General features: G+C 69.7%; 13 protein-coding genes. 10 read left to right on the top strand and 3 right to left on the bottom strand.

Annotated features, from left to right (window positions below; translation table 11 throughout):
- Nucleotides 1-21 precede the first annotated feature (21 nt).
- Together Q5Z10_RS16625 and Q5Z10_RS16620 are read left to right on the top strand one after the other, a co-directional pair.
- The gene (locus tag Q5Z10_RS16625) at nt 22-2,178 is read left to right on the top strand and encodes a bifunctional (p)ppGpp synthetase/guanosine-3',5'-bis(diphosphate) 3'-pyrophosphohydrolase (RefSeq protein ID WP_303636483.1); all 2,157 of its coding nucleotides are present in this window, start codon (nt 22-24) and stop codon (nt 2,176-2,178) included.
- 30 nt (nt 2,179-2,208) lie between these two features.
- Nucleotides 2,209-3,774 (top strand): MATE family efflux transporter, encoded by a 1,566-nt coding sequence (locus tag Q5Z10_RS16620; protein ID WP_303636482.1) that lies wholly within the window; start codon nt 2,209-2,211, stop codon nt 3,772-3,774.
- Here the strand turns inward: Q5Z10_RS16620 and Q5Z10_RS16615 are convergent, their stop codons facing one another.
- Nucleotides 3,775-5,874, bottom strand: coding sequence for a glycosyltransferase (locus Q5Z10_RS16615; RefSeq protein WP_303636481.1), 2,100 nt, complete (start codon nt 5,872-5,874; stop codon nt 3,775-3,777).
- A 95-nt stretch (nt 5,875-5,969) separates the two neighbouring features.
- On the opposite strand from Q5Z10_RS16615, the gene mrcB reads away from it, so the two are divergent.
- From mrcB to tsaB, 4 genes are all read left to right on the top strand, one after another.
- On the top strand, nt 5,970-8,411 hold the full coding sequence (gene mrcB / locus Q5Z10_RS16610) for a penicillin-binding protein 1B (RefSeq protein WP_303636480.1): 2,442 nt from the start codon (nt 5,970-5,972) through the stop codon (nt 8,409-8,411).
- Nucleotides 8,408-8,944 carry a tetratricopeptide repeat protein gene (locus Q5Z10_RS16605; protein ID WP_303636479.1) on the top strand — a complete coding sequence of 179 codons (537 nt, stop codon included), beginning with the start codon at nt 8,408-8,410 and terminating at the stop codon, nt 8,942-8,944. The genes mrcB and Q5Z10_RS16605 overlap by 4 nt, the downstream gene beginning before the upstream one ends.
- 672 nt (nt 8,945-9,616) lie before the next feature.
- Complete coding sequence (gene yoaA / locus Q5Z10_RS16600) at nt 9,617-11,662, top strand: DNA repair helicase YoaA (protein ID WP_303636478.1); 2,046 nt, start codon at nt 9,617-9,619, stop codon at nt 11,660-11,662.
- 9 nt (nt 11,663-11,671) lie between these two features.
- The gene (tsaB, locus tag Q5Z10_RS16595) at nt 11,672-12,385 is read left to right on the top strand and encodes a tRNA (adenosine(37)-N6)-threonylcarbamoyltransferase complex dimerization subunit type 1 TsaB (protein WP_303636477.1); all 714 of its coding nucleotides are present in this window, start codon (nt 11,672-11,674) and stop codon (nt 12,383-12,385) included.
- A 236-nt stretch (nt 12,386-12,621) separates the two neighbouring features.
- Here the strand turns inward: tsaB and Q5Z10_RS16590 are convergent, their stop codons facing one another.
- Both Q5Z10_RS16590 and gshB read right to left on the bottom strand, forming a co-directional pair.
- Nucleotides 12,622-13,506 carry an energy transducer TonB family protein gene (locus Q5Z10_RS16590; RefSeq protein ID WP_303636476.1) on the bottom strand — a complete coding sequence of 295 codons (885 nt, stop codon included), beginning with the start codon at nt 13,504-13,506 and terminating at the stop codon, nt 12,622-12,624.
- Nucleotides 13,506-14,453 (bottom strand): glutathione synthase, encoded by a 948-nt coding sequence (gene gshB / locus Q5Z10_RS16585; protein ID WP_303636475.1) that lies wholly within the window; start codon nt 14,451-14,453, stop codon nt 13,506-13,508. The genes Q5Z10_RS16590 and gshB overlap by 1 nt, the downstream gene beginning before the upstream one ends.
- A gap of 243 nt (nt 14,454-14,696) precedes the next feature.
- On the opposite strand from gshB, the gene pilG reads away from it, so the two are divergent.
- From pilG to Q5Z10_RS16565, 4 genes are read left to right on the top strand one after another with little or no spacing between them, the layout of a single operon-like run.
- Complete coding sequence (gene pilG / locus Q5Z10_RS16580) at nt 14,697-15,098, top strand: twitching motility response regulator PilG (protein ID WP_005418455.1); 402 nt, start codon at nt 14,697-14,699, stop codon at nt 15,096-15,098.
- Between the two features lie 18 nt (nt 15,099-15,116).
- Nucleotides 15,117-15,479, top strand: a complete 363-nt coding sequence (locus Q5Z10_RS16575; RefSeq protein WP_303636474.1) for a response regulator — start codon at nt 15,117-15,119, stop codon at nt 15,477-15,479.
- Nucleotides 15,479-16,009, top strand: a complete 531-nt coding sequence (locus Q5Z10_RS16570) for a chemotaxis protein CheW (protein WP_303636473.1) — start codon at nt 15,479-15,481, stop codon at nt 16,007-16,009. Before Q5Z10_RS16575 ends, Q5Z10_RS16570 begins: the two co-directional genes overlap by 1 nt.
- A gap of 41 nt (nt 16,010-16,050) precedes the next feature.
- Entirely contained in the window at nt 16,051-18,087 is a 2,037-nt protein-coding gene (locus Q5Z10_RS16565) for a methyl-accepting chemotaxis protein (RefSeq protein ID WP_303636472.1), read from the top strand.
- Nucleotides 18,088-18,160 lie beyond the last annotated feature (73 nt).

Here is an 18,160-nt window from a genome sequence, read left to right as displayed (position 1 = left end):
CTGTCTTGCCTGCTCGATGCTGTGAACCGCGCTTCCGTCCCCGGCCTGGATGCCTTGTTGAATCGTCCCTCGGCAGCGGTGCTGCCTGCCCCGCTGCGCCAGGCCCTGCGCGTGCAATGGGAGGCCCCGGGGTGTGATCCGCAGATGCGGGCCAGCTGGTCGGTGCTGGGCGACACCCTGGATGCGCTGTCGATGCTGTCGGCCGACGAGGGCGCGGTGGTCGCCGCGCTGTTGTTCGATCTGCCCGGCCTGCGCGCGCATCTGGAGGCGCTGCCGCTGGGCAGCCACAAGGCAGCGGTGGTCGGGCTGCTCGATGGCCAGGATGCGGCCGATCCGGTCTGGGCCCTGCACGCCGGTCGCGAGGCCGGGCGCAACAGCGAAGGCCTGCGCCGGTTGCTGCTGGCGATCATCCGCGACCTGCGCGTGGTACCGATCCTGCTGGCCCGGCAGCTGGCGCGCATGCGTGCGGCCGACAAGCTGGATGACGAACAGCGCCGTGCGCTGGCCCAGCTGACCCGCGACATCCACGCACCGCTGGCCAACCGGCTGGGCATCTGGCAGCTGAAGTGGGAGCTGGAAGACCTGGCGTTCCGCCACCTGGAGCCGGACACCTATCGGCGCATCGCGCGCGAAGTCGACGAAACCCGCGTCGCCCGCGAGCGCTACGTCGAGAACGTCAAGAAGGTGCTGTCGCGCGAACTGGCCGCGCAGGGCATCAGCGCCGATGTCAGCGGCCGGCCCAAGCACATCTACAGCATCTGGCGGAAGATGCAGAAGAAGCGGCTGGCGTTCGACCAGCTGTACGACATCCGCGCGGTGCGGGTGATGGTCGACGATGTGGCCGCGTGCTACGCCGCGCTCGGCGTGGTGCATGCGCTGTGGGCGCCGGTGCCGAGCGAATTCGACGACTACATCGCCCGGCCCAAGGCCAATGACTACCGCTCGCTGCATACCGCCGTGGTCGGCCCGGAAGGGCGCACCATCGAAGTGCAGATCCGTACCCACGAGATGCATGCGCAGGCCGAGCTGGGCGTGGCCGCGCACTGGAAGTACAAGGAAGGGGGCAAGGGTGCCGAGAAGTCCTTCGACCGCAAGATCACCTGGATGCGCCAGCTGCTGGAGCAGGCGCAGGACGGGCAGGGCAATGAACTGGCCGGTGCGCTGGACGCGGAGCTGACCGAGGACCGGGTCTATGCGCTGAGCCCGAAGGACGAGGTGCTGGATCTGCCGCAGGGCGCCACGCCGCTGGATTTCGCCTACCAGGTGCACACCATGGTCGGGCACCGCTGCCGCGGCGCCAAGGTCAATGGCCGCATCGTGCCACTGACCTACCGGCTGCGCAGTGGCGACCGGGTCGAGATCCTCACCGGCAAGGAGGCCGATCCGCGCCGCGACTGGCTGATGCCGGCCAACGGCTTCCTGGCCAGCAACCGCTCGCGGGAGAAGGTGCGCAGCTGGTTCCACAAGCTGGACCGCGCGCGCAACGTGCATGCCGGGCGCGAACTGCTGGAACGCGAGCTCAAGCGGCTGGGCCTGCAGCATTCGGACCTGGCCGCGGCGGCGAAGAAGTTCCACGCCGACAGTGTCGATGACCTGTACATCCAGGTGGCGCTGGGCGATACCGGGCCGAACCAGGTAAGCCGGATGCTGCTGGAAGCCGAGCGCGCGGCCAGCCAGCCGGCACCACCGCCGTCGCTGCCGCGACCGACCGCGCGCCGCGAGAACCTGGGCAAGTCCAAGTTCACCGTGCAGGGCGTGGGCAACCTGCTGGTGCAGCTGGCGCGGTGCTGCCAGCCGGTGGCCGGCGAACCCATCGTCGGTTACCTGACCCGTAGCCGGGGTGTCACCGTGCATCGCGCAGACTGTGTGGCGCTGGCCCGCCTGGCCGCAACCAGCCCGCAGCGGATCCTGCCGGTGGAATGGGGCCAGGCCGGTGGCGGCTACGAAGTGGACGTGGTGGTCGATGCCGTTGACCGTCGCTGGCTGCTGAAGGACATCACCAACCTGATCGCACAGGAAGACGCCTACGTGCTCGACATCCACAGCGACAACGTGCGCAACAGCGGCCGCGCCCATCTGCGGCTGCGACTGAAGGTGAACGGCTACGAGCAGCTGTCCAATCTGCTTGGCAAGCTGGACGCCTTGCCGGGTGTCAGCGAGGCCCGTCGTCTGGGCTGAGCTTCACGCTGCCCCGGCTACCCTGAACGCATGGAACGCGAGCCTCCGCATCGCTCACACGGCGCCGCCCATCCGGCGCTCGACCGCGTTCGCCGCGAGGGCCGCTGGTGGTGGTTGCAGGCGCGTCATGCACGCCGCGTGTGGCGCTGGGCGCTGTTGGTGGCAGCGGCGGTGTTCGTGCTGCTGGTGCTGCTGCGCAAGCCGCTGGCGGACTGGTTCTGGGATGAGCCCCGGATCGAACAGCTGCTGACCGAGGGTGACCGTGCGCTGGCCGCCGGGCAGCTGAGCGTGGCCGACGGCAGTGGTGCGCGCGAGCGCTACCAGGCGGTGCTGGCGCTGGATGGTGATCGGCCGCAGGCGCGCCAGGGGCTGGCGCGCACCGGCGCCGCAGCGCTGCAGCAGGCACGCGAGCGTCTGCAGGCCGGCGACCTGGACGGGGCCGCGCAGCGGCTGGCGCTGGCCCGCGAGCTGCAGGTGCCGCGGGCCGAGACCGAAGCGATGGCGCGCCAGCTGCAGGCACACCGTCGCGCCGGTGCCGGCATCGGCGCGCTGATCGCGCAGGCCCGTAATGCGTTGGCTGCCGGGCGCCTGGATGATGGCGACAGCAGCGCGCTGCCGCTGTTCCAGCGCGTGCTGGCGCTGCAGCCTGACAATCTGCCCGCGCTGGAAGGCCGCGAGGACGCACTGAGCGACCTGCTGCAGCAGGCACGGACCCTGTCCGGGCGCGGTGAGCTGTCGCGGGCGGACACGCTGCTGCAGCGCGCACACCAGTTCGATGCGGGCCATCCGGATCTTCCGGCCAGCCGCGAAGCACTGGCACAGGCGGTGGATCGACGGCAGCAGCAGGGCCAGCGTGCGCTCAGGCGCCAGCAGCTGGAGGCCGCCGCCGGGAGTTTCCAGGCCGTTCTGGCGGTGGCGGCCGATGACCCCGGCGCCCTGCGTGGGCGCGAGCAGACGATGCAGGCGCTGCTGGCACGCAGCCAGACGCGTGCCGACGACTTCCAGTTTGAAGCGGCCGGGAAGGATGCTGCACTGGCAGCGGCGTTGGGGGCTCCGCAGGCGGCCCAGCAGCAACTGGCCCAGCGTCTGCAGCGGGCACGGCAGGCACGGCAGGCATTGCAGCAGCCAGGGCTCGGTGGCGCCCAGCGTGAGCGTCAGCTGCAGCAGCACCTGCTGCGGATCGACCGTGCCGAACGCGCCGGTCAGTGGATCAGCCCGCCGGGGCACAGCGCGTTCGACGCGCTGCGCGAGGCGCAGGCACTGGCGCCCCGCGACGCGCGGGTCAAGGCCGCCGCAGCGCGGCTGTTGCCGGCGAGCCGGCGCTGCTTCGACGACAACCTGCGGCAGAACCGGGTGCAGGCCGCGGGGGCCTGCCTGCAGGCGTGGCAGACGCTGGCGCCGACCGCGCCGGCGCTGCCGGACGCGCGCGCGCGCCTGGCACAGCGCTGGCTGGCGATCGGCAGTGAACGCCTTGGCCAGGGCGACGTGGCCTTCGCGGTGTCGGCGGTGGAGCAGGTCCGCCGGCTGCAGCCGGACCTGGCCGAGCTGCCCGCGTTCGAGGAGCGCCTGCGGCAGGCAGGCGCTCGTCTCGACTAGTCAGTCGAGGAACACCCGCCGCACGGTTGCTTCGGCGGCCTGCAGGGAAAAATGCCGGGCCACGTTGGCAAGCCCTGCATCGGCCAGCTGCTGCCACAGCTGCGGGTCCTGGTACAGGCGCACCACCGCGTCGGCGAAACCTGCAGCATCGTCGGCAACCAGGACGTCCTCGCCTGCCTGCAGGTGCATGCCTTCCACCGCGCAGGTCGTACCGACCACCGGCTGGCCATGGGCCATGCTCAGGTTGATCTTGCCCTTGACCCCGGCACCGAAGCGCAGCGGCGCGATGGCGATGCGTGCACCGTCCATGTACGGCACGATGTCCTCGACGAAGCCATGCATCTCCACGCCCGGCTGTGCGGCAGCCCGCGCCAGCAGCGCATCCGGTGCGTTGGCTCCGATGCAGTGCAGGCGTACCTGGGGAAGCCGGGCACGGATGATCGGGAACACCTCGGCGATGAACCACTCCATGGCATCCAGGTTCGGGGGATGGCGGAAGCCGCCCACGAACACCAGATCGTGGCGCTGCGCGAAGGGGGCGCCCGCGCCGGCCACGTCGTGCAGGTTGGAGATCAGTTCCACCCGCACCTGCGGTGCATCGGCCAGCAGCTGCTCGCGCTCGGCAGCGCTGACCAGCACGGTGATGTCGCACTGGCCCATCACCGCCAGCTCGCTGGCGCGGGTATGTTCGGCGTTGCGCAGCAGACCCGCGTCGCCCGCTACCTGCGCGCCACGGCGCTCACGCAGGTAGTGCAGGTCGACCGTATCGAACACGGTACGGGCCTGCGGTGCGTACCGCTTGAGCAGCGGCAGGCACGCGTGGGCAACGTGGTGACGGACCAGCATCGCCACGTCGAACCGTGCGCCGTGCGTGCGCAGCCAACCGGCCACGCCCTCCAGGAACGGGGCGTACCAGACTTCCACGCCCATGCGCTGCAGCGCCTCGGTGGCCGCCCCACCGTGCTCGCGCCGGGTCGGTACGAACACCACGTGCGCGCCGCCCTGCAGCAGCAGGCGGATCAGGTTGACCTGCCGCAGCGAGCCGGAGTCGCGTTCCGGGCGCGGTACTTCTTCATCCAGGATCAGCACCTGGCGCCGGCCGCGCAGCAGCAGCGCGGGCGAAGGCACCGCGCCGGGAGCGGGGTGGCCGGCCAGTTCCGCCGCCCATCGGGCCGCGAAAATGCCCTGGTTGCGGACCTGGTAGGCCTTCACGCCGCTGCGGGTGTCGGTGCCGTTGCTGGTTCCTTCGTCGTGGACCACCCGGCTGGCCGGCTGCACCAGCACCCGCAGGCCCTGCGCACGCACGCGGAAGGCCAGGTCGGTGTCCTCGTAGTAGGCCGGCTTGTAGCGGGTATCGAAGCCACCCAGCTGCTGCCACAGCGCGCGCGGCAGCATCAGCGCGGCGCCGGAGCAGTAGTCGACATCGCGCAGGCTGGCGAAACGCGGATCGTCGGCTGCCTCGAAGCGGCCGTAGCTCCAGCCGCTGCCATCGCTGAAGATGACCCCGCCCGATTCCTGCAGGCGGCCGTCGGGGTACAGCAGCTGGCTGCCGACCAGGCCGGCGCCGGGCACGCTCGAGAACGTCTCCAGCAGTGCGTCCAGCCAGCCTGGCTGCGGCACCGTATCGTTGTTCAGCAGCACCACGTACCGTCCGCGCGCGCGCGACACGCCATCGTTGCACGCCTCGATGAAGCCGCCGTTGTGGGCGCGCACCTCGTAGCGCAGGCCGCTGATCTGCGGCATCCACTGCGCGGTGGCGTCACTGCTGCCGTCGTCCACCACCAGGATCTCGCAGGGCGCTGCCGGCGGGTGCGCGGCGAGGGCGCGCAGGCAGGCCAGGGTGTGGTCGACGTGGTTGTAGACCGGAATGATGATGCTCACCACCGGGTCGGCGCTGGCCGGCACCGCGAAGGCCGCGAAGGCCTGTGCGGGTGGCAGGTACAGCGGCGTGCGCGGCGCCGGCACGGCGCGCTGGGCATGCACCCGGATCCGTTGCCAGGTTGCCCGCCAGCCGCGCGTGCGCAGGCTGGCCAGACTGCGACGGGCCAGGCCGGTCAGGCGGTTCAGCAGGTAGCGGATTTCGGCCAGGGACATCGCCATCCGGTTGCAACTCCAGCTTAAGCAGGGGGACCGGGAGAATTCGCCTGCCGCAGTGGCTGGGGTAGACTCGCCAGACCCTACATTGTCGCATTCCCGTGCCCCGACGCTACGATTCCGACGACATCGACGATTTCGACGACGACGCCCCGCAGGACGGCAGCCCGCTCTGGCGGCGCCGGCTGATCACCTGGAGCATGGCGGCGGTCGCGCTGGGATTGGGCTTCCTGATTCCTTATACGCTGTACCTCAACCAGCAGGTCACGCAGCGCTTCGGCGAACTGCGCTGGCAGATCCCGACGCGTGTCTACGCCCGTCCGCTGGTGCTGGCGCCCGGCAAGGCGATGGACGCGGCGACCCTGAAGACCGAGCTGGCCGCCTCGGCCTATCGCGATGACGGCCAGGGCAAGGAACCGGCCACCTATGCGGTGCAGGGCGGCCGCTTCACCATCTCCAGCCGTGGCTACAACGATGTCGACGGCCGGGTGGCGCCGCGCCGGGTCGAAGTGTCGCTGTCCGGCGGCAGCATCGCCTCGCTGCGCGACGCCGACGCGCGCAAGGGCCTGAAGGCTGCGCGGCTGGATCCGGCACGCATCGCCACGTTGTATGGCCAGAAGCAGGAAGAGCGGCGCCTGATCCGCATGGATGAGGCACCGGACCTGCTGGTGACCGGCCTGCAGGCGGTGGAGGACAAGGATTTCAACCGCCACCACGGCATCGATCTGTCCGGTATCGCGCGTGCGGTATGGGTGACGGTACGCTCCGGTGGACAGAGCCGGCAGGGCGCATCCACCCTGACCCAGCAGCTGGCGCGCAGCGGCCTGCTCGGCATCGGCAAGGAGCAGACGTTCACCCGCAAGTTCAATGAAGTGCTGTACGCGCTGATCATGGAAGCGCGCTACGACAAGCGCACCATCTTCGAGGCCTACCTCAACCAGGTGTACCTGGGCCAGCGCGGCAGCCAGGCGATCCACGGCATGTCGTCGGGCGCAGAATTCTGGTTCGGCCGCGACCTGTCGTCGCTGGAGCCGGAGCAGATCGCGCTGCTGATCGGCCTGGTCAAGGGCCCGTCGTACTACGATCCGCGGCGCAATCCCGAGCGCGCGCTGGACCGGCGCAACTTCGTGCTGGGCAAGCTGCACGAGGCACGCCTGATCGACGATGCCGAATACCAGCGTGCGCTGAAGGCACCGCTGGGTGTGCCGAAGACTCCTGGCCTGGTGGCCGCCAACCGGTTCCCGGCCTACGTCGATCTGGTCCGGCGCCAGCTTGGCCACGACTATCCCGAATCGGCGCTGCAGGGCGCGGGGTTGAGCGTGATGAGCGGCATGTCGCCGTCCGCGCAGGCCTATGCCGAGGGCGCGGTGACGCGCACCATCACGTCGCTGGAGAGCAAGCGACGTCCCGAACTGCAGGCCGGCCTGGTGATGACCGACGTGCACAACGGCGACGTGGTCGCGGTGATCGGCAGCCGTGAGGTGTCCGAGGTCGGCTTCAACCGCGCGATCGAAGCACAGCGCCCGGTTGGTTCGCTGCTGAAGCCGTTCGTGTACCTGCTGGCCCTGGCCCAGCCGGACCGCTACTCGCTGGCCAGCTGGGTCGACGATTCACCGGTGACCGTGCAGCTCAGTCGTGGCCGCAACTGGAGCCCGGGCAATGCGGACAACCGCAGCCACGGCACCGTGCGGCTGATGGATGCACTGGCCCATTCCTACAACCAGGCCACGGTGCGGGTCGGCATGCAGGTCGGCCCGGAGCGGGTGACCCAGCTGATCCATGTGCTGGCCGGCATCAAGGCCGAGGCCAACCCGGCGGTGATCCTGGGCTCGACCGACCAGAGCCCGTATGCGATGGCGCAGCTGTACCAGTTCCTCGCATCCGGCGGTGAGATCCAGCCGCTGCACGCGGTGCGGGGCGTGCTCGATCCGCAGGGCAAGCTGCTCAAGCGCTACGACAAGACCCCGGCGCCGGCGCAGGAAGGCGATTCGATTGCCGCCAACCTGATCAGCATCGGCCTGCAGCAGGTGGTCGCCAGCGGCACCGCGCAGCGCCTGAATGCCGACGGCCTGGGCCGTCTGCAGCCGGCCGGCAAGACCGGTACCACCAACGATGGCCGCGACAGCTGGTATGCCGGCTACACCGGCGATCATCTGGCCGTGATCTGGATGGGCAACGACCAGAACGAGCAGGCCGGCCTGTACGGCGCCACCGGCGCGATGCGGGTCTGGTCGGGCATTTTCCAGCGCCTGCCGACGGCGCCGCTGAAGGTCAGCAACAAGGGGCTGGACTGGCAGCCGGTTGCGGCCACCGGCACCAACAGCACCGATGAAGGCTGCCCGGGGGCGCGGCGCTTCCCGTTCGTGGTCGGCTATGCGCCGTCGTACGAACCGTGCGCGCCGGCCACGATGCCGGACCAACAGGGCGGTGCGGAGGGCGAGGGCGGTGGCTGGCGCAGCTGGTTCGGCCTGGACCGCAAGCCTGAACCTGCCGCTGAACCTGCTGCAGCGCCTGCTGCGGCATCTCCTCCCCCGAGCCGATGAAGCCGATGACCGTGCGAACCCTGATTCAGCCCCTGGCCCTGAGCGGCCTCTGTCTGGCCCTGGCGGCCTGCGTGAGCAGTGCGCCGCCGGTGGCCACGCCGGTGGACACCACCACGCCGGCGCAGCGCCTGGCGGCGGTGGAAGCCGCCGCCGGCCCGGACGACAAGGAATTGTCGGTGCAGCCGCTGCGTGATTCGCAGGTCGAGGATCTGCGCCAGACCGCGGTGCGGCAGCGCCAGGCCCATGACCTGGCCGGCGCGGCCAGCAGCCTGGACCAGGCGCTGCAGATCGTCGCCGGCGATCCGTCGGTCCTGCAGGAACGTGCCGAACTTTCGCTGCTGCAGGGCCGCTGGGCCGAGGCGGAAACCTTCGCGCGCAAGGCGGTCGACCTGGGTTCGAAGACCGGGCCGCTGTGCCGCCGGCACTGGGCGACGATCGAGCAGGCACGGCTGGCGCGGGGCGAGAAGGAAAACGCGGTGTCCGCGCATGCGCAGATTGAAGGGTGCACGGTGCCGGGGATCAAGCGGTACTGAGGTGTTCCCCTCCAACGGGCGCAGCCCCCTCTGCGGCACGCGCTCGCACTGATGGATGGTTTGGATGGGCCGGGTGGGTGGGGCGTGCAGGACACGCCGTAAACCCGTCCATGGGGGCTCGATGGCGCCTTGCTCGTGTGCGCTGTCCTGCGCACACGGCAAGACCGGGGTTGGGCGTCCTGCCCAACCCGCCCGAGGCATGCCTCGGGCCCATGGCGCCAACGGTCCTGCACGCCCCACCCACCCGGCCCGCCCAACGCCGCGCGGGCCGCAGGCAAAAACAAAATCAAATCAAAAGCGGGTCGCGCGCTGCGCGCACTCGCCTTGGGGTCGGATCCGTTTTCCGCAGGAAAACGGCTCCGACCCTTCTTGTTTCCGTTCGACCCACCGCTTCTGAATCCAATCGAGCAAGCGCGACGCCACGAAGCATGTCCATCCGTCAACGGGAAACTGTCAAAGGAGGGGCGGGAGGGGCAGGCAGGACCGTTGGCGCCATGGATGGCGCCATCGAGCCCCCATGGACGGGTTTACGGCGTGTCCGGCCTGCCCCTCCCGCCCCGCCCAACACGCAGCAACCCAGAGCCATGAACCACGCTGTTGCTGTTGTCTTTGCCTACGCCCTGGCTTGAAACGGGTGCCGGGCAGCGCCCGGCCGGGTATCCTTCCTGTCTGATGTCCGACCTCGTTCATGCCAGCCGCGAAGCCCTCAGCGAAGGCGGCGCGCTCGCCTCGCACCTGGATGCCTTCGTCCCGCGTCCGGCGCAGCTGCGCCTGACCGAGGCCATCGCCGCCTCGATGCAGCAGCGCGACCTGCTGCTCGCGGAAGCCGGCACCGGGACCGGCAAGACCTTCGCCTATCTGGTGCCGGTGCTGCTGTCCGGTTTGCGCACCATCATCTCCACCGGCACCCGCGCGTTGCAGGACCAGCTCTATCATCGCGACCTGCCACGGGTACGCCAGGCGCTGGGCGTCGGCCTGCGCAGCGCGCTGCTGAAGGGGCGCGCCAACTACCTGTGCCGCTACCGGTTGCAGCAGGCGCGCGGCGAGCCGCGTTTCTCCAGTCCCGAACAGGCCGCGCAGTTCCAGCGCATCCTGGCCTGGTCCGGCCGTTCCGAGTTCGGCGACATGGCCGAACTGGACGGGCTGTCCGACGACTCGCCGCTGCTGCCGATGGTCACGTCCACCGTCGACAACTGCCTGGGTACCGAGTGCCCGTTCTGGGACGACTGCTTCGTCGTGCGCGCACGGCAGCGTGCGCAGGCGGCCGATCTGGTGGTGGTCAATCATCACCTGCTGCTGGCCGATCTGGCCCTCAAGCAGGAAGGCTTCGGCGAACTGCTGCCCGGCGCGCAGGCCTTCGTCATCGACGAGGCGCACCAGCTGCCCGAACTGGCTGCACAGTTCTTCGGAGAAGGCTTCGGCATGCGGCCGTGGCAGGAACTGGGGCGTGACTGCCTGGCCGAAGCACGCGGTGTGGGCGGTGCGCAGTCGGCCCTGCAGGCACCGGTCGACAGCCTGCAGCAGGCGCTGGTGGCACTGCGCGCGGCGATGGAGGGGCTGCCGGCGCGGGGTACGCAATGGCGCGCGCTGGCGATGCCGCTGGTGCGCGAGGGTTTCGACACGGTGATGACCTGCCTGGTCGGCCTGGAACAGGCGCTGCTGCCTCTGCGCGAAGCGGCCGCCGGGCTCGACGCGTGCCATGCGCGGGCGCGCGAAGCAGTATCGCGGCTGGGGCGCTGGCTCGGCGATGAGGCGCCGGACCTGGACTTCGATGCCGAGCCGGCCGAGGCGCCCGTCGGTGGCGACGTGCTCTGGTATGAACTGACCGCGCGCGGCTTCCGCTGCCAGCGCACGCCGATGGATGTGTCCGGCCCGCTGCGTGAGCATCGCGAGCGCAGCCGCGCGGCCTGGATCTTCACCTCGGCGACGCTGACCGTCGGCGGCGGCTTCGCGCATATCGCCACGCGTCTGGGCCTGGATGATCCGCAGACGCTGGTCCAGCCCAGCCCGTTCAACTGGCCCGAGCAGGCGTTGTGCTATCTGCCCGAAGGCCTGCCCGATCCGGCCGCACGTGGCTTCGGTACCGCCCTGATCCAGGCGCTGCAGCCGGTGCTGCAGGCCTCGCACGGCCGCGCATTCCTGCTGTTTGCCTCGCACCGTGCACTGCGCGAAGCCGCCGAAGCGCTGCGCGGCGGTCCATGGCCCCTGTTCGTGCAGGGCGAAGCGCCACGCGCGACCCTGCTGCAGCGCTTCCGCGAATCCGGCAACGGCGTGCTGCTCGGCTCGGCCAGCTTCCGTGAAGGGGTGGATGTGGTCGGCGAAGCGTTGAGCGTGGTGGTGATCGACAAGCTGCCGTTCGCGGCCCCGGACGACCCGGTGTACGAAGCGCGGCTGGAGGCGATCCGCAGCCAGGGCGGCAATCCGTTCCGCGACGAGCAGCTGCCCCAGGCGGTGATCGCGCTGAAACAGGGGGTGGGCCGCCTGATCCGCAGCGAGACCGATCGCGGCGTGCTGGTGCTGTGCGATCCGCGCCTGCTGAACCGGGGCTATGGCCGGGTGTTCCTGGATTCGTTGCCGCCGTTCCGGCGCACGCGTGCGCTGGCCGATGTGCAGGCCTTCTTTGCGCCACAATGGCCCCCCGTGGCCGATGCTGCAGCCCCGGCCGCCGCCGCGGCAGGCACGCCGCCCGCCGCGGGCGCCACGCTCCCTCTGTTCTGATCCGACCCGATGAAACTGCTCGCCTTTGAAACCGCCACCGAAGCCTGTTCCGTTGCCCTGCATGTCGATGGGCAGGTGCTGGAGCGCTTCGAGATCGCGCCGCGCCGGCACGCCGAACTGAGCCTGCCGTGGGCGGAGGAACTGCTGGCCGAGGCCGGCATCAGCCGCCGCCAGCTCGATGCCATCGCCCTCAGCCGGGGCCCCGGCGCGTTCACCGGTGTGCGCCTGGCCATCGCGCTGGCACAGGGCATCGCACTGGCGCTGGATCGACCGCTGCTGCCGGTATCGACGTTGCAGGCGCTGGCACTGCGCGCACCGGCCGAAGAGATCCAGATCCTGTCGGCGATCGATGCGCGGATGGGCGAGCTGTATGTCGCGCGCTTCGAGCGCGTGGACGGCCTGCCGGTCGCCCGCGATGCCGAACGCGTGTGCGCACCCGATGCGGTGGCTTTGCCGGAAGGACTGGCTGCCTACGGTGTCGGCACCGGTTTCGCTGCGGCCGAGGGCGCACTGGTGGCGCAGCTCGGTGCTGGCCTGCGCCGATTCGATGCCACGGCGCTGCCGCGCGCGTCGGATCTGCTGACGCTGGCGGTGCCGGCCTTCGCGCGCGGCGAAGGCATCGCACCCGAGAAGGTCGAGCCGGCCTACCTGCGCGACAACGTGGCGCTGACCCTGCTCGAGCAGCAGGCCGCGCGCGAGGCGAAGGCGAAGGCCAACGGCTGAGCCCCTCGTGGCGGGGTGGTTGATCGCGTAAATCAAAAGCCGCGCTTGGCCGGGCGGGGTGGGTCCGCGGGGGACGCCGTGAACCCGTCCCTGGGGCCTTAGCCGCGCCATCCATGGCGCGGATACCCCCGCGAATCCACCCCGCCCCGCCAAACCCACAGCCCAACCGCCGCTTTGGCTGTTGCCGTTGCTCTAGCCTTGCAGCGGGCCCCGGGCCGCAGGCCCGGGAAGAAAACCTACCGGTCGTCGCGCAGCTCGCCACCGGGCAGGAACACCCACGTCCGCGTGACCTGCAGGATGTCGATCTCATCCTCGCTGTGCGGCAACGGCGGGAACGGCTGCGCGAGCTGGATCACCCGCAGTGCCGCTTCATCCAGCAGCGGCGTGCCGCTGGAGCGCAGGATCCGGCTGCTTTCCACGCTGCCATCGCGGCGCACACCCACGCTGATCACCACCTGGCCGCCGAGTCGGCGCTGGCGCGCTTCGTCCGGATAATTCAGGTTGCCGACCTGCTCGGCGCGGTCGACCCAGGCCCGCAGGTAGTTGGCGTAGGCATATTCGCGCGTGCTGGCCGACACGAACTTGCGGTTCGGGCGCTTGGCGTACTGTGCCGAACGCAGGTGGACTTCCGCGGCCAGCCGCGCCATTTCCGCGTCGCGCTGTTCGCGCGCGGTCAGCGGCGCATCGGGCGTCGGCTCCAGCGGGGTGGGGCGCGCCTGTGCCTGGGCGACAGTGTCTTCGCCATTGCGGCTGCTGACCACGCGGGCCTGCGGGGGCGGCGCCGGCGCGGCCGACTGCTGCTGTTGTGGCACCGGGCTGAGGCCCTGCCGGGCCTGTGGCACGATGCCGGCCTGGTTGTCGCGCGGACGTTGCGCGCGGTCGTGCTCGCCGCCGCCCTGCTGGCTGGCAGCGGCCAGGAAGTCGGCCTGCTGCGGGGTCAGCGCGGTGCGGGTCTGGCTGAAGATCACCTCCAGCGTCGGCACCAGCGGCGCCTCGCCCTTCACCGCAAAGCCGACGCCCAGGATCAGCAGGGCATGGACCAGCACCGACAGGGCGAGGGTGGCACCCAGCCGCTGCGCTTCGCGCGGCGGCGGGGCAAGCACGGCGGAGGGGGCATCCATCAGCGCAGATCGGCCTCGATCGCGTCGAACAGCGTGCCGGCGATGTTCAGCCCGTACTGCGCATCCAGTTCGCGCACGCAGGTCGGGCTGGTCACGTTCACTTCGGTCAGGTAGTCGCCGATCACGTCCAGGCCGACGAAGCGCATGCCGCGGCGCTTCATTTCCGGACCCACCTGGGCGGCGATCCATCGGTCGCGTTCGCTCAGCGGGCGGCCTTCGCCACGGCCGCCGGCAGCCAGGTTGCCGCGGAACTCGTCACCCTGCGGAATGCGGGCCAGGCAGTAGTCGACCGGCTCGCCATCGACCAGCAGGATGCGCTTGTCGCCGGCGCTGATGTCCGGGATGAATTTCTGCGCCAGCGCCAGCTTGCGGCCGCCGTCGGTCAGCGTTTCCAGGATCACGTTCAGGTTGGGGTCGCCCTGGCCGCTGCGGAAGATCGAGCGGCCGCCCATGCCGTCCAGCGGCTTCAGCACCGCCTGGCCGTGTTCCAGGGCAAAGGCCTTCAGCGCCTTGGCATCGCGGCTGACCAGGGTCGGCGGGCAGCACTGCGGGAACAGCAGCGCGGCCAGCTTCTCGTTGTAGTCGCGCAGGCCCTGCGGATTGTTGACCACACAGGCACCGGCGGCCGCGGCCACGTCCAGCACCTGGGTGTCGTACACGTACTCGGCATCGACCGGCGGGTCCTTGCGCATCAGCACCACCTGGCCGGGGCCGAACTCGGTGCGGCTGAATGCGCCCAGTTCGTACCAGCCGGCCGGGTCGTCGCGCACCTGCAGCGGTGCCGTCTGGGCCACGGCCACCCCACCTTCCAGGGCCAGCCCGCCGGGCCGCACATAGTGCAGGGCATGGCCGCGGCGCTGGGCTTCCAGCAGCATGGCGAAGGTGGTGTCCTTGGCGATCTTGATGTGGGCGATGGGATCCATCACCACGATGACGTTCAACGGCATGGGCGCACCTGTCAGGCAAGGCGCTGATGGTAGCGGCAACGCCCGCCGCGCGCCTCCCCACCGGGGCGCAACGCTGCGTCCCCCCTGGACCGGCGGCGCAGTCATTGCGAAACCGGTCACGTTCAGCTGGCCGCCACGCCCCGCGCCACGGACCGGCCTTGAAGCGGGCGCGGGAAGTGCGATATAGATACGCTTTCGCAGCGGCTCCCGCCAAAGATTGGGCCGTGCGCTTGGGGAATGGCAATGACTGAAAACACGACTGCGGGCGGGGAGCTCGCAGGACTCCGGGTGATGGTCATCGATGATTCGAAGACCATCCGCAGGACTGCGGAAACGCTGTTGAAGCGCGAGGGCTGCGAAGTCGTGACCGCGACCGATGGCTTCGAAGCGCTGGCCAAGATCGCCGACCAGCAGCCGCAGATCATCTTTGTGGACATCATGATGCCGCGCCTGGATGGCTACCAGACCTGCGCACTGATCAAGGGTAACCAGCTGTTCAAGGCGACCCCGGTGATCATGCTGTCGTCCAAGGACGGCCTGTTCGACAAGGCGCGGGGGCGCATCGTCGGCTCGGAGCAGTACCTGACCAAGCCTTTCACGCGGGAAGAACTGCTGGGTGCCATCCGCACATACGTCAACGCCTGACCAGGGGGGAAAGGCACAATGGCTCGTATCGTCCTGATCGAGGATTCACCGACCGACCGCGCGGTGTTCACCCAATGGCTGCGCCGTGCCGGCCATGAGGTGCTGGAAGCGGACAACGCCGAGGAGGGCCTGCAGCTGGTCCGCGACCAGGTGCCGCAGCTGGTGCTGATGGACGTGGTGCTGCCGGGCATGAGCGGTTTCCAGGCGACCCGGGCGATGGCCCGTGACGCAGCGATCAAGCACATCCCGGTGATCATCGTCAGCACCAAGGCGATGGAGACCGACAAGGCCTGGGGCCTGCGCCAGGGCGCTGCCGACTACATCGTCAAGCCGCCGCGCGAGGACGAGCTGATCGCGCGCATCAACGAGCTGGTGGCCTGATGCGCTCGCCCTTCGACATCCTTGAAGCCTACGAACGGCGCAGCCTGGCCCATGCGGTGCAGCTGCCGGAGCGGCAGTTCGCGCAGGACCTGTGGCGTGGCGTCGGTTTCCGCGTCGGCCAGCGCCGGCTGGTGTCCGATTTCCGCGAAGTCGTCGAAATCGTGCCGATGCCGCCGGTCACCCCGGTGCCTTGCGCGCAGCCGTGGCTGCTGGGCGTGGGCAACCTGCGCGGCAACCTGTTCCCGGTGGTCGACCTGAAGTACTTCCTGGAAGGCGCACGTACCGTGCAGCAGGAAGGCCAGCGCGTGCTGATCATGCGTCAGGCCGGCGGCGACGTCGCCTTGACCATCGATGAGCTGTTCGGCCAGCGCAGCTTCGAACTGGGCCAGCAGATCGAGGCCGGGTCGTTGGCCGAGGGCCGCTATGGCCACTTCGTCGATCGCGCATTCCATGCCGATGGCAACGACTGGGGCGTGTTCTCGCTCTCGCTGCTGTCGCGTACCCCTGAATTCCGGCAAGCCGCGGCCTGAGGCCGGGCGTCGCCCCCTGCATTGAAAATCGAGGTTGAACGATGAGTACTGCTTCGGATGCCACCAAGTCCGGCAAGCTGCGGCTGGGCGGCAGCAACCTCTGGCTGGCGCTGCTGGCGCTGTCGATGATCGTGTTCGGCGTGAACACCGGCGTATCCACCTGGCAGGGCAGTCGCCTGGCCGATGCCGGTTCCAAGGCCGCAGACCTGCAGGTGCTGTCGCAGCAGCTGGCCAACCAGGGCCGTGACGCGGTGGGCGGCAACGCGCAGGCATTCACGGCCTTCAAGGCCACCCGCAACGCGATCGAGCAGAATGTCTCGACGCTGCAGGGCCGCTACGGCAACGAACCGGGTGTGTCGCGGTCGATTTCGACCCTGGCCGACACCTGGGCGCCGCTCGGCAAGCAGGCTGGGCAGCTGGTGGCCAGCGAACCGGCGGTGCTGGCGCTGGCCGGCAACGCCAACAACTTCACCGGCGCGGTCCCCGGCCTGCAGGCGCAGCTGAACGAACTGGTGCGCGCGATGTCCGCTTCCGGTGCACCGTCCTCGCAGGTGTACAGCGCCCTGCAGCAGGTGGTGGTGGCCGGCTCGATGGCACGCCGCGTCACTGAAATGCGTGCCGGTGGTTCCGGTGCCGCCACCGCCGGTGACGCGCTGGCGCGCGACATCACGGTGTTCTCGCAGGTGCTCGATGCGCTGCGCAACGGCAACGAGGATCTGGGCATCACCGCCGTGCGCGGTGGCGCCGCGGTGGCCGCACTGGAGCAGTCGCAGCAGAAGTGGGAAGCGATGAAGCAGGACGCTGACGCGATCCTGGCCAGCTCGCGCCAGCTGTTCGCCGCGCAGTCGGCAGCGACCGCGCTGGGCCAGGGCTCGGCGAAGATGCTGACCGACAGCCGCAAGCTGTTCGAAGCGTTCTCCTCGTTCGGCTCGGTGTCCGACACCCGCCTGTTCCCGAACTTCTGGATCGGCGTGGTCTCCGGTGCGCTGTCGCTGATCGCGATCATCGGCTTCGTCTCCACCAGCGTGCGCAGCCGCTCGCGCGAGCAGGAACTGCGCTACCAGACCCAGGTGGAGTTCAACAGCCGCAACCAGCAGGCGATCATGCGGCTGCTGGATGAAATCAGCTCGCTCGGTGAGGGTGACCTGACCGTGAAGGCCTCGGTGACCGAGGACATGACCGGCGCCATCGCCGACGCGATCAACTACGCCGTGGACGAACTGCGCCACCTGGTGACCACCATCAACGACACCTCGGCCAAGGTCGCGCTGTCGACCCAGGAAACGCAGGCCACGGCCATGCAGCTGGCCGAAGCGGCTGGCCACCAGGCCAACCAGATCACCTCGGCGTCGGACCGCATCGGCGAAATCGCCGCCAGCATCGAACAGGTGTCGCGCAACTCGGCCGAGTCGGCCGACGTGGCACAGCGCTCGGTGGTGATCGCCGCCGAGGGTGCCGGCGTGGTCCGCGAAACGATCCAGGGCATGGACCAGATCCGTGACCAGATCCAGGAAACCTCCAAGCGCATCAAGCGCCTGGGCGAATCCTCGCAGGAAATCGGCTCCATCGTGGAACTGATCAACGACATTTCCGAGCAGACCAACATCCTGGCGCTGAACGCCGCGGTGCAGGCCGCTTCGGCCGGTGAGGCCGGCCGCGGTTTCGCCGTGGTGGCCGACGAAGTGCAGCGCCTGGCAGAGCGCACCTCGGGTGCGACCCGACGCATCGAGAACCTGGTGCAGGCCATCCAGGCCGACACCAACGAAGCGGTCACCTCGATGGAGCAGACCACCGCCGAGGTGGTCTCCGGCGCGCGCCTGGCCGAAGACGCCGGTACCGCGCTGACCGAGATCGAGCGCGTGTCCAACGCACTCAACACCCTCATCAAGAACATCTCCATCGCCGCCCAGCAGCAGTCGTCGGCCGCCTCGGACATCACCCGCACGATGGGCGTGATCCGCCAGATCACCGGCCAGACCTCGCAGGGTGCCGGGCAGACCGCCGAGTCGATCGGCCACCTGGCGCAGCTGGCGGCCGACCTGCGTCGTTCGGTCGCCGACTTCAAGCTGCCGGCGTGACACGGGCAGGGCGGCGAGCAAGGAACCAACCGATGAAGCACTTCCATTCCCCACGCCAGTACCTGCGCGGCAA

It is taken from the genome of Stenotrophomonas sp. 704A1 (genome assembly GCF_030549525.1).
In the GTDB taxonomy this organism is placed as follows: Bacteria; Pseudomonadota; Gammaproteobacteria; order Xanthomonadales; family Xanthomonadaceae; genus Stenotrophomonas; species Stenotrophomonas tuberculopleuritidis.
Note: the sequence above shows the minus strand (reverse complement) of the source record. Positions and strands in the feature narration are given on the sequence as shown.

Excerpts from the sequence above, each read along its gene's own strand:
- Q5Z10_RS16620 (WP_303636482.1), top strand. The coding sequence starts at position 2,209 with ATGGAACGCGAGCCTCCGCATCGCTCACACGGCGCCGCCCATCCGGCG.
- Q5Z10_RS16615 (WP_303636481.1), bottom strand. The coding sequence starts at position 5,874 with ATGGCGATGTCCCTGGCCGAAATCCGCTACCTGCTGAACCGCCTGACC.
- Q5Z10_RS16605 (WP_303636479.1), top strand. The coding sequence starts at position 8,408 with ATGAAGCCGATGACCGTGCGAACCCTGATTCAGCCCCTGGCCCTGAGC.
- yoaA (WP_303636478.1), top strand. The coding sequence starts at position 9,617 with ATGTCCGACCTCGTTCATGCCAGCCGCGAAGCCCTCAGCGAAGGCGGC.
- tsaB (WP_303636477.1), top strand. The coding sequence starts at position 11,672 with ATGAAACTGCTCGCCTTTGAAACCGCCACCGAAGCCTGTTCCGTTGCC.
- Q5Z10_RS16590 (WP_303636476.1), bottom strand. The coding sequence starts at position 13,506 with ATGGATGCCCCCTCCGCCGTGCTTGCCCCGCCGCCGCGCGAAGCGCAG.
- gshB (WP_303636475.1), bottom strand. The coding sequence starts at position 14,453 with ATGCCGTTGAACGTCATCGTGGTGATGGATCCCATCGCCCACATCAAG.
- pilG (WP_005418455.1), top strand. The coding sequence starts at position 14,697 with ATGACTGAAAACACGACTGCGGGCGGGGAGCTCGCAGGACTCCGGGTG.
- Q5Z10_RS16575 (WP_303636474.1), top strand. The coding sequence starts at position 15,117 with ATGGCTCGTATCGTCCTGATCGAGGATTCACCGACCGACCGCGCGGTG.
- Q5Z10_RS16570 (WP_303636473.1), top strand. The coding sequence starts at position 15,479 with ATGCGCTCGCCCTTCGACATCCTTGAAGCCTACGAACGGCGCAGCCTG.
- Q5Z10_RS16565 (WP_303636472.1), top strand. The coding sequence starts at position 16,051 with ATGAGTACTGCTTCGGATGCCACCAAGTCCGGCAAGCTGCGGCTGGGC.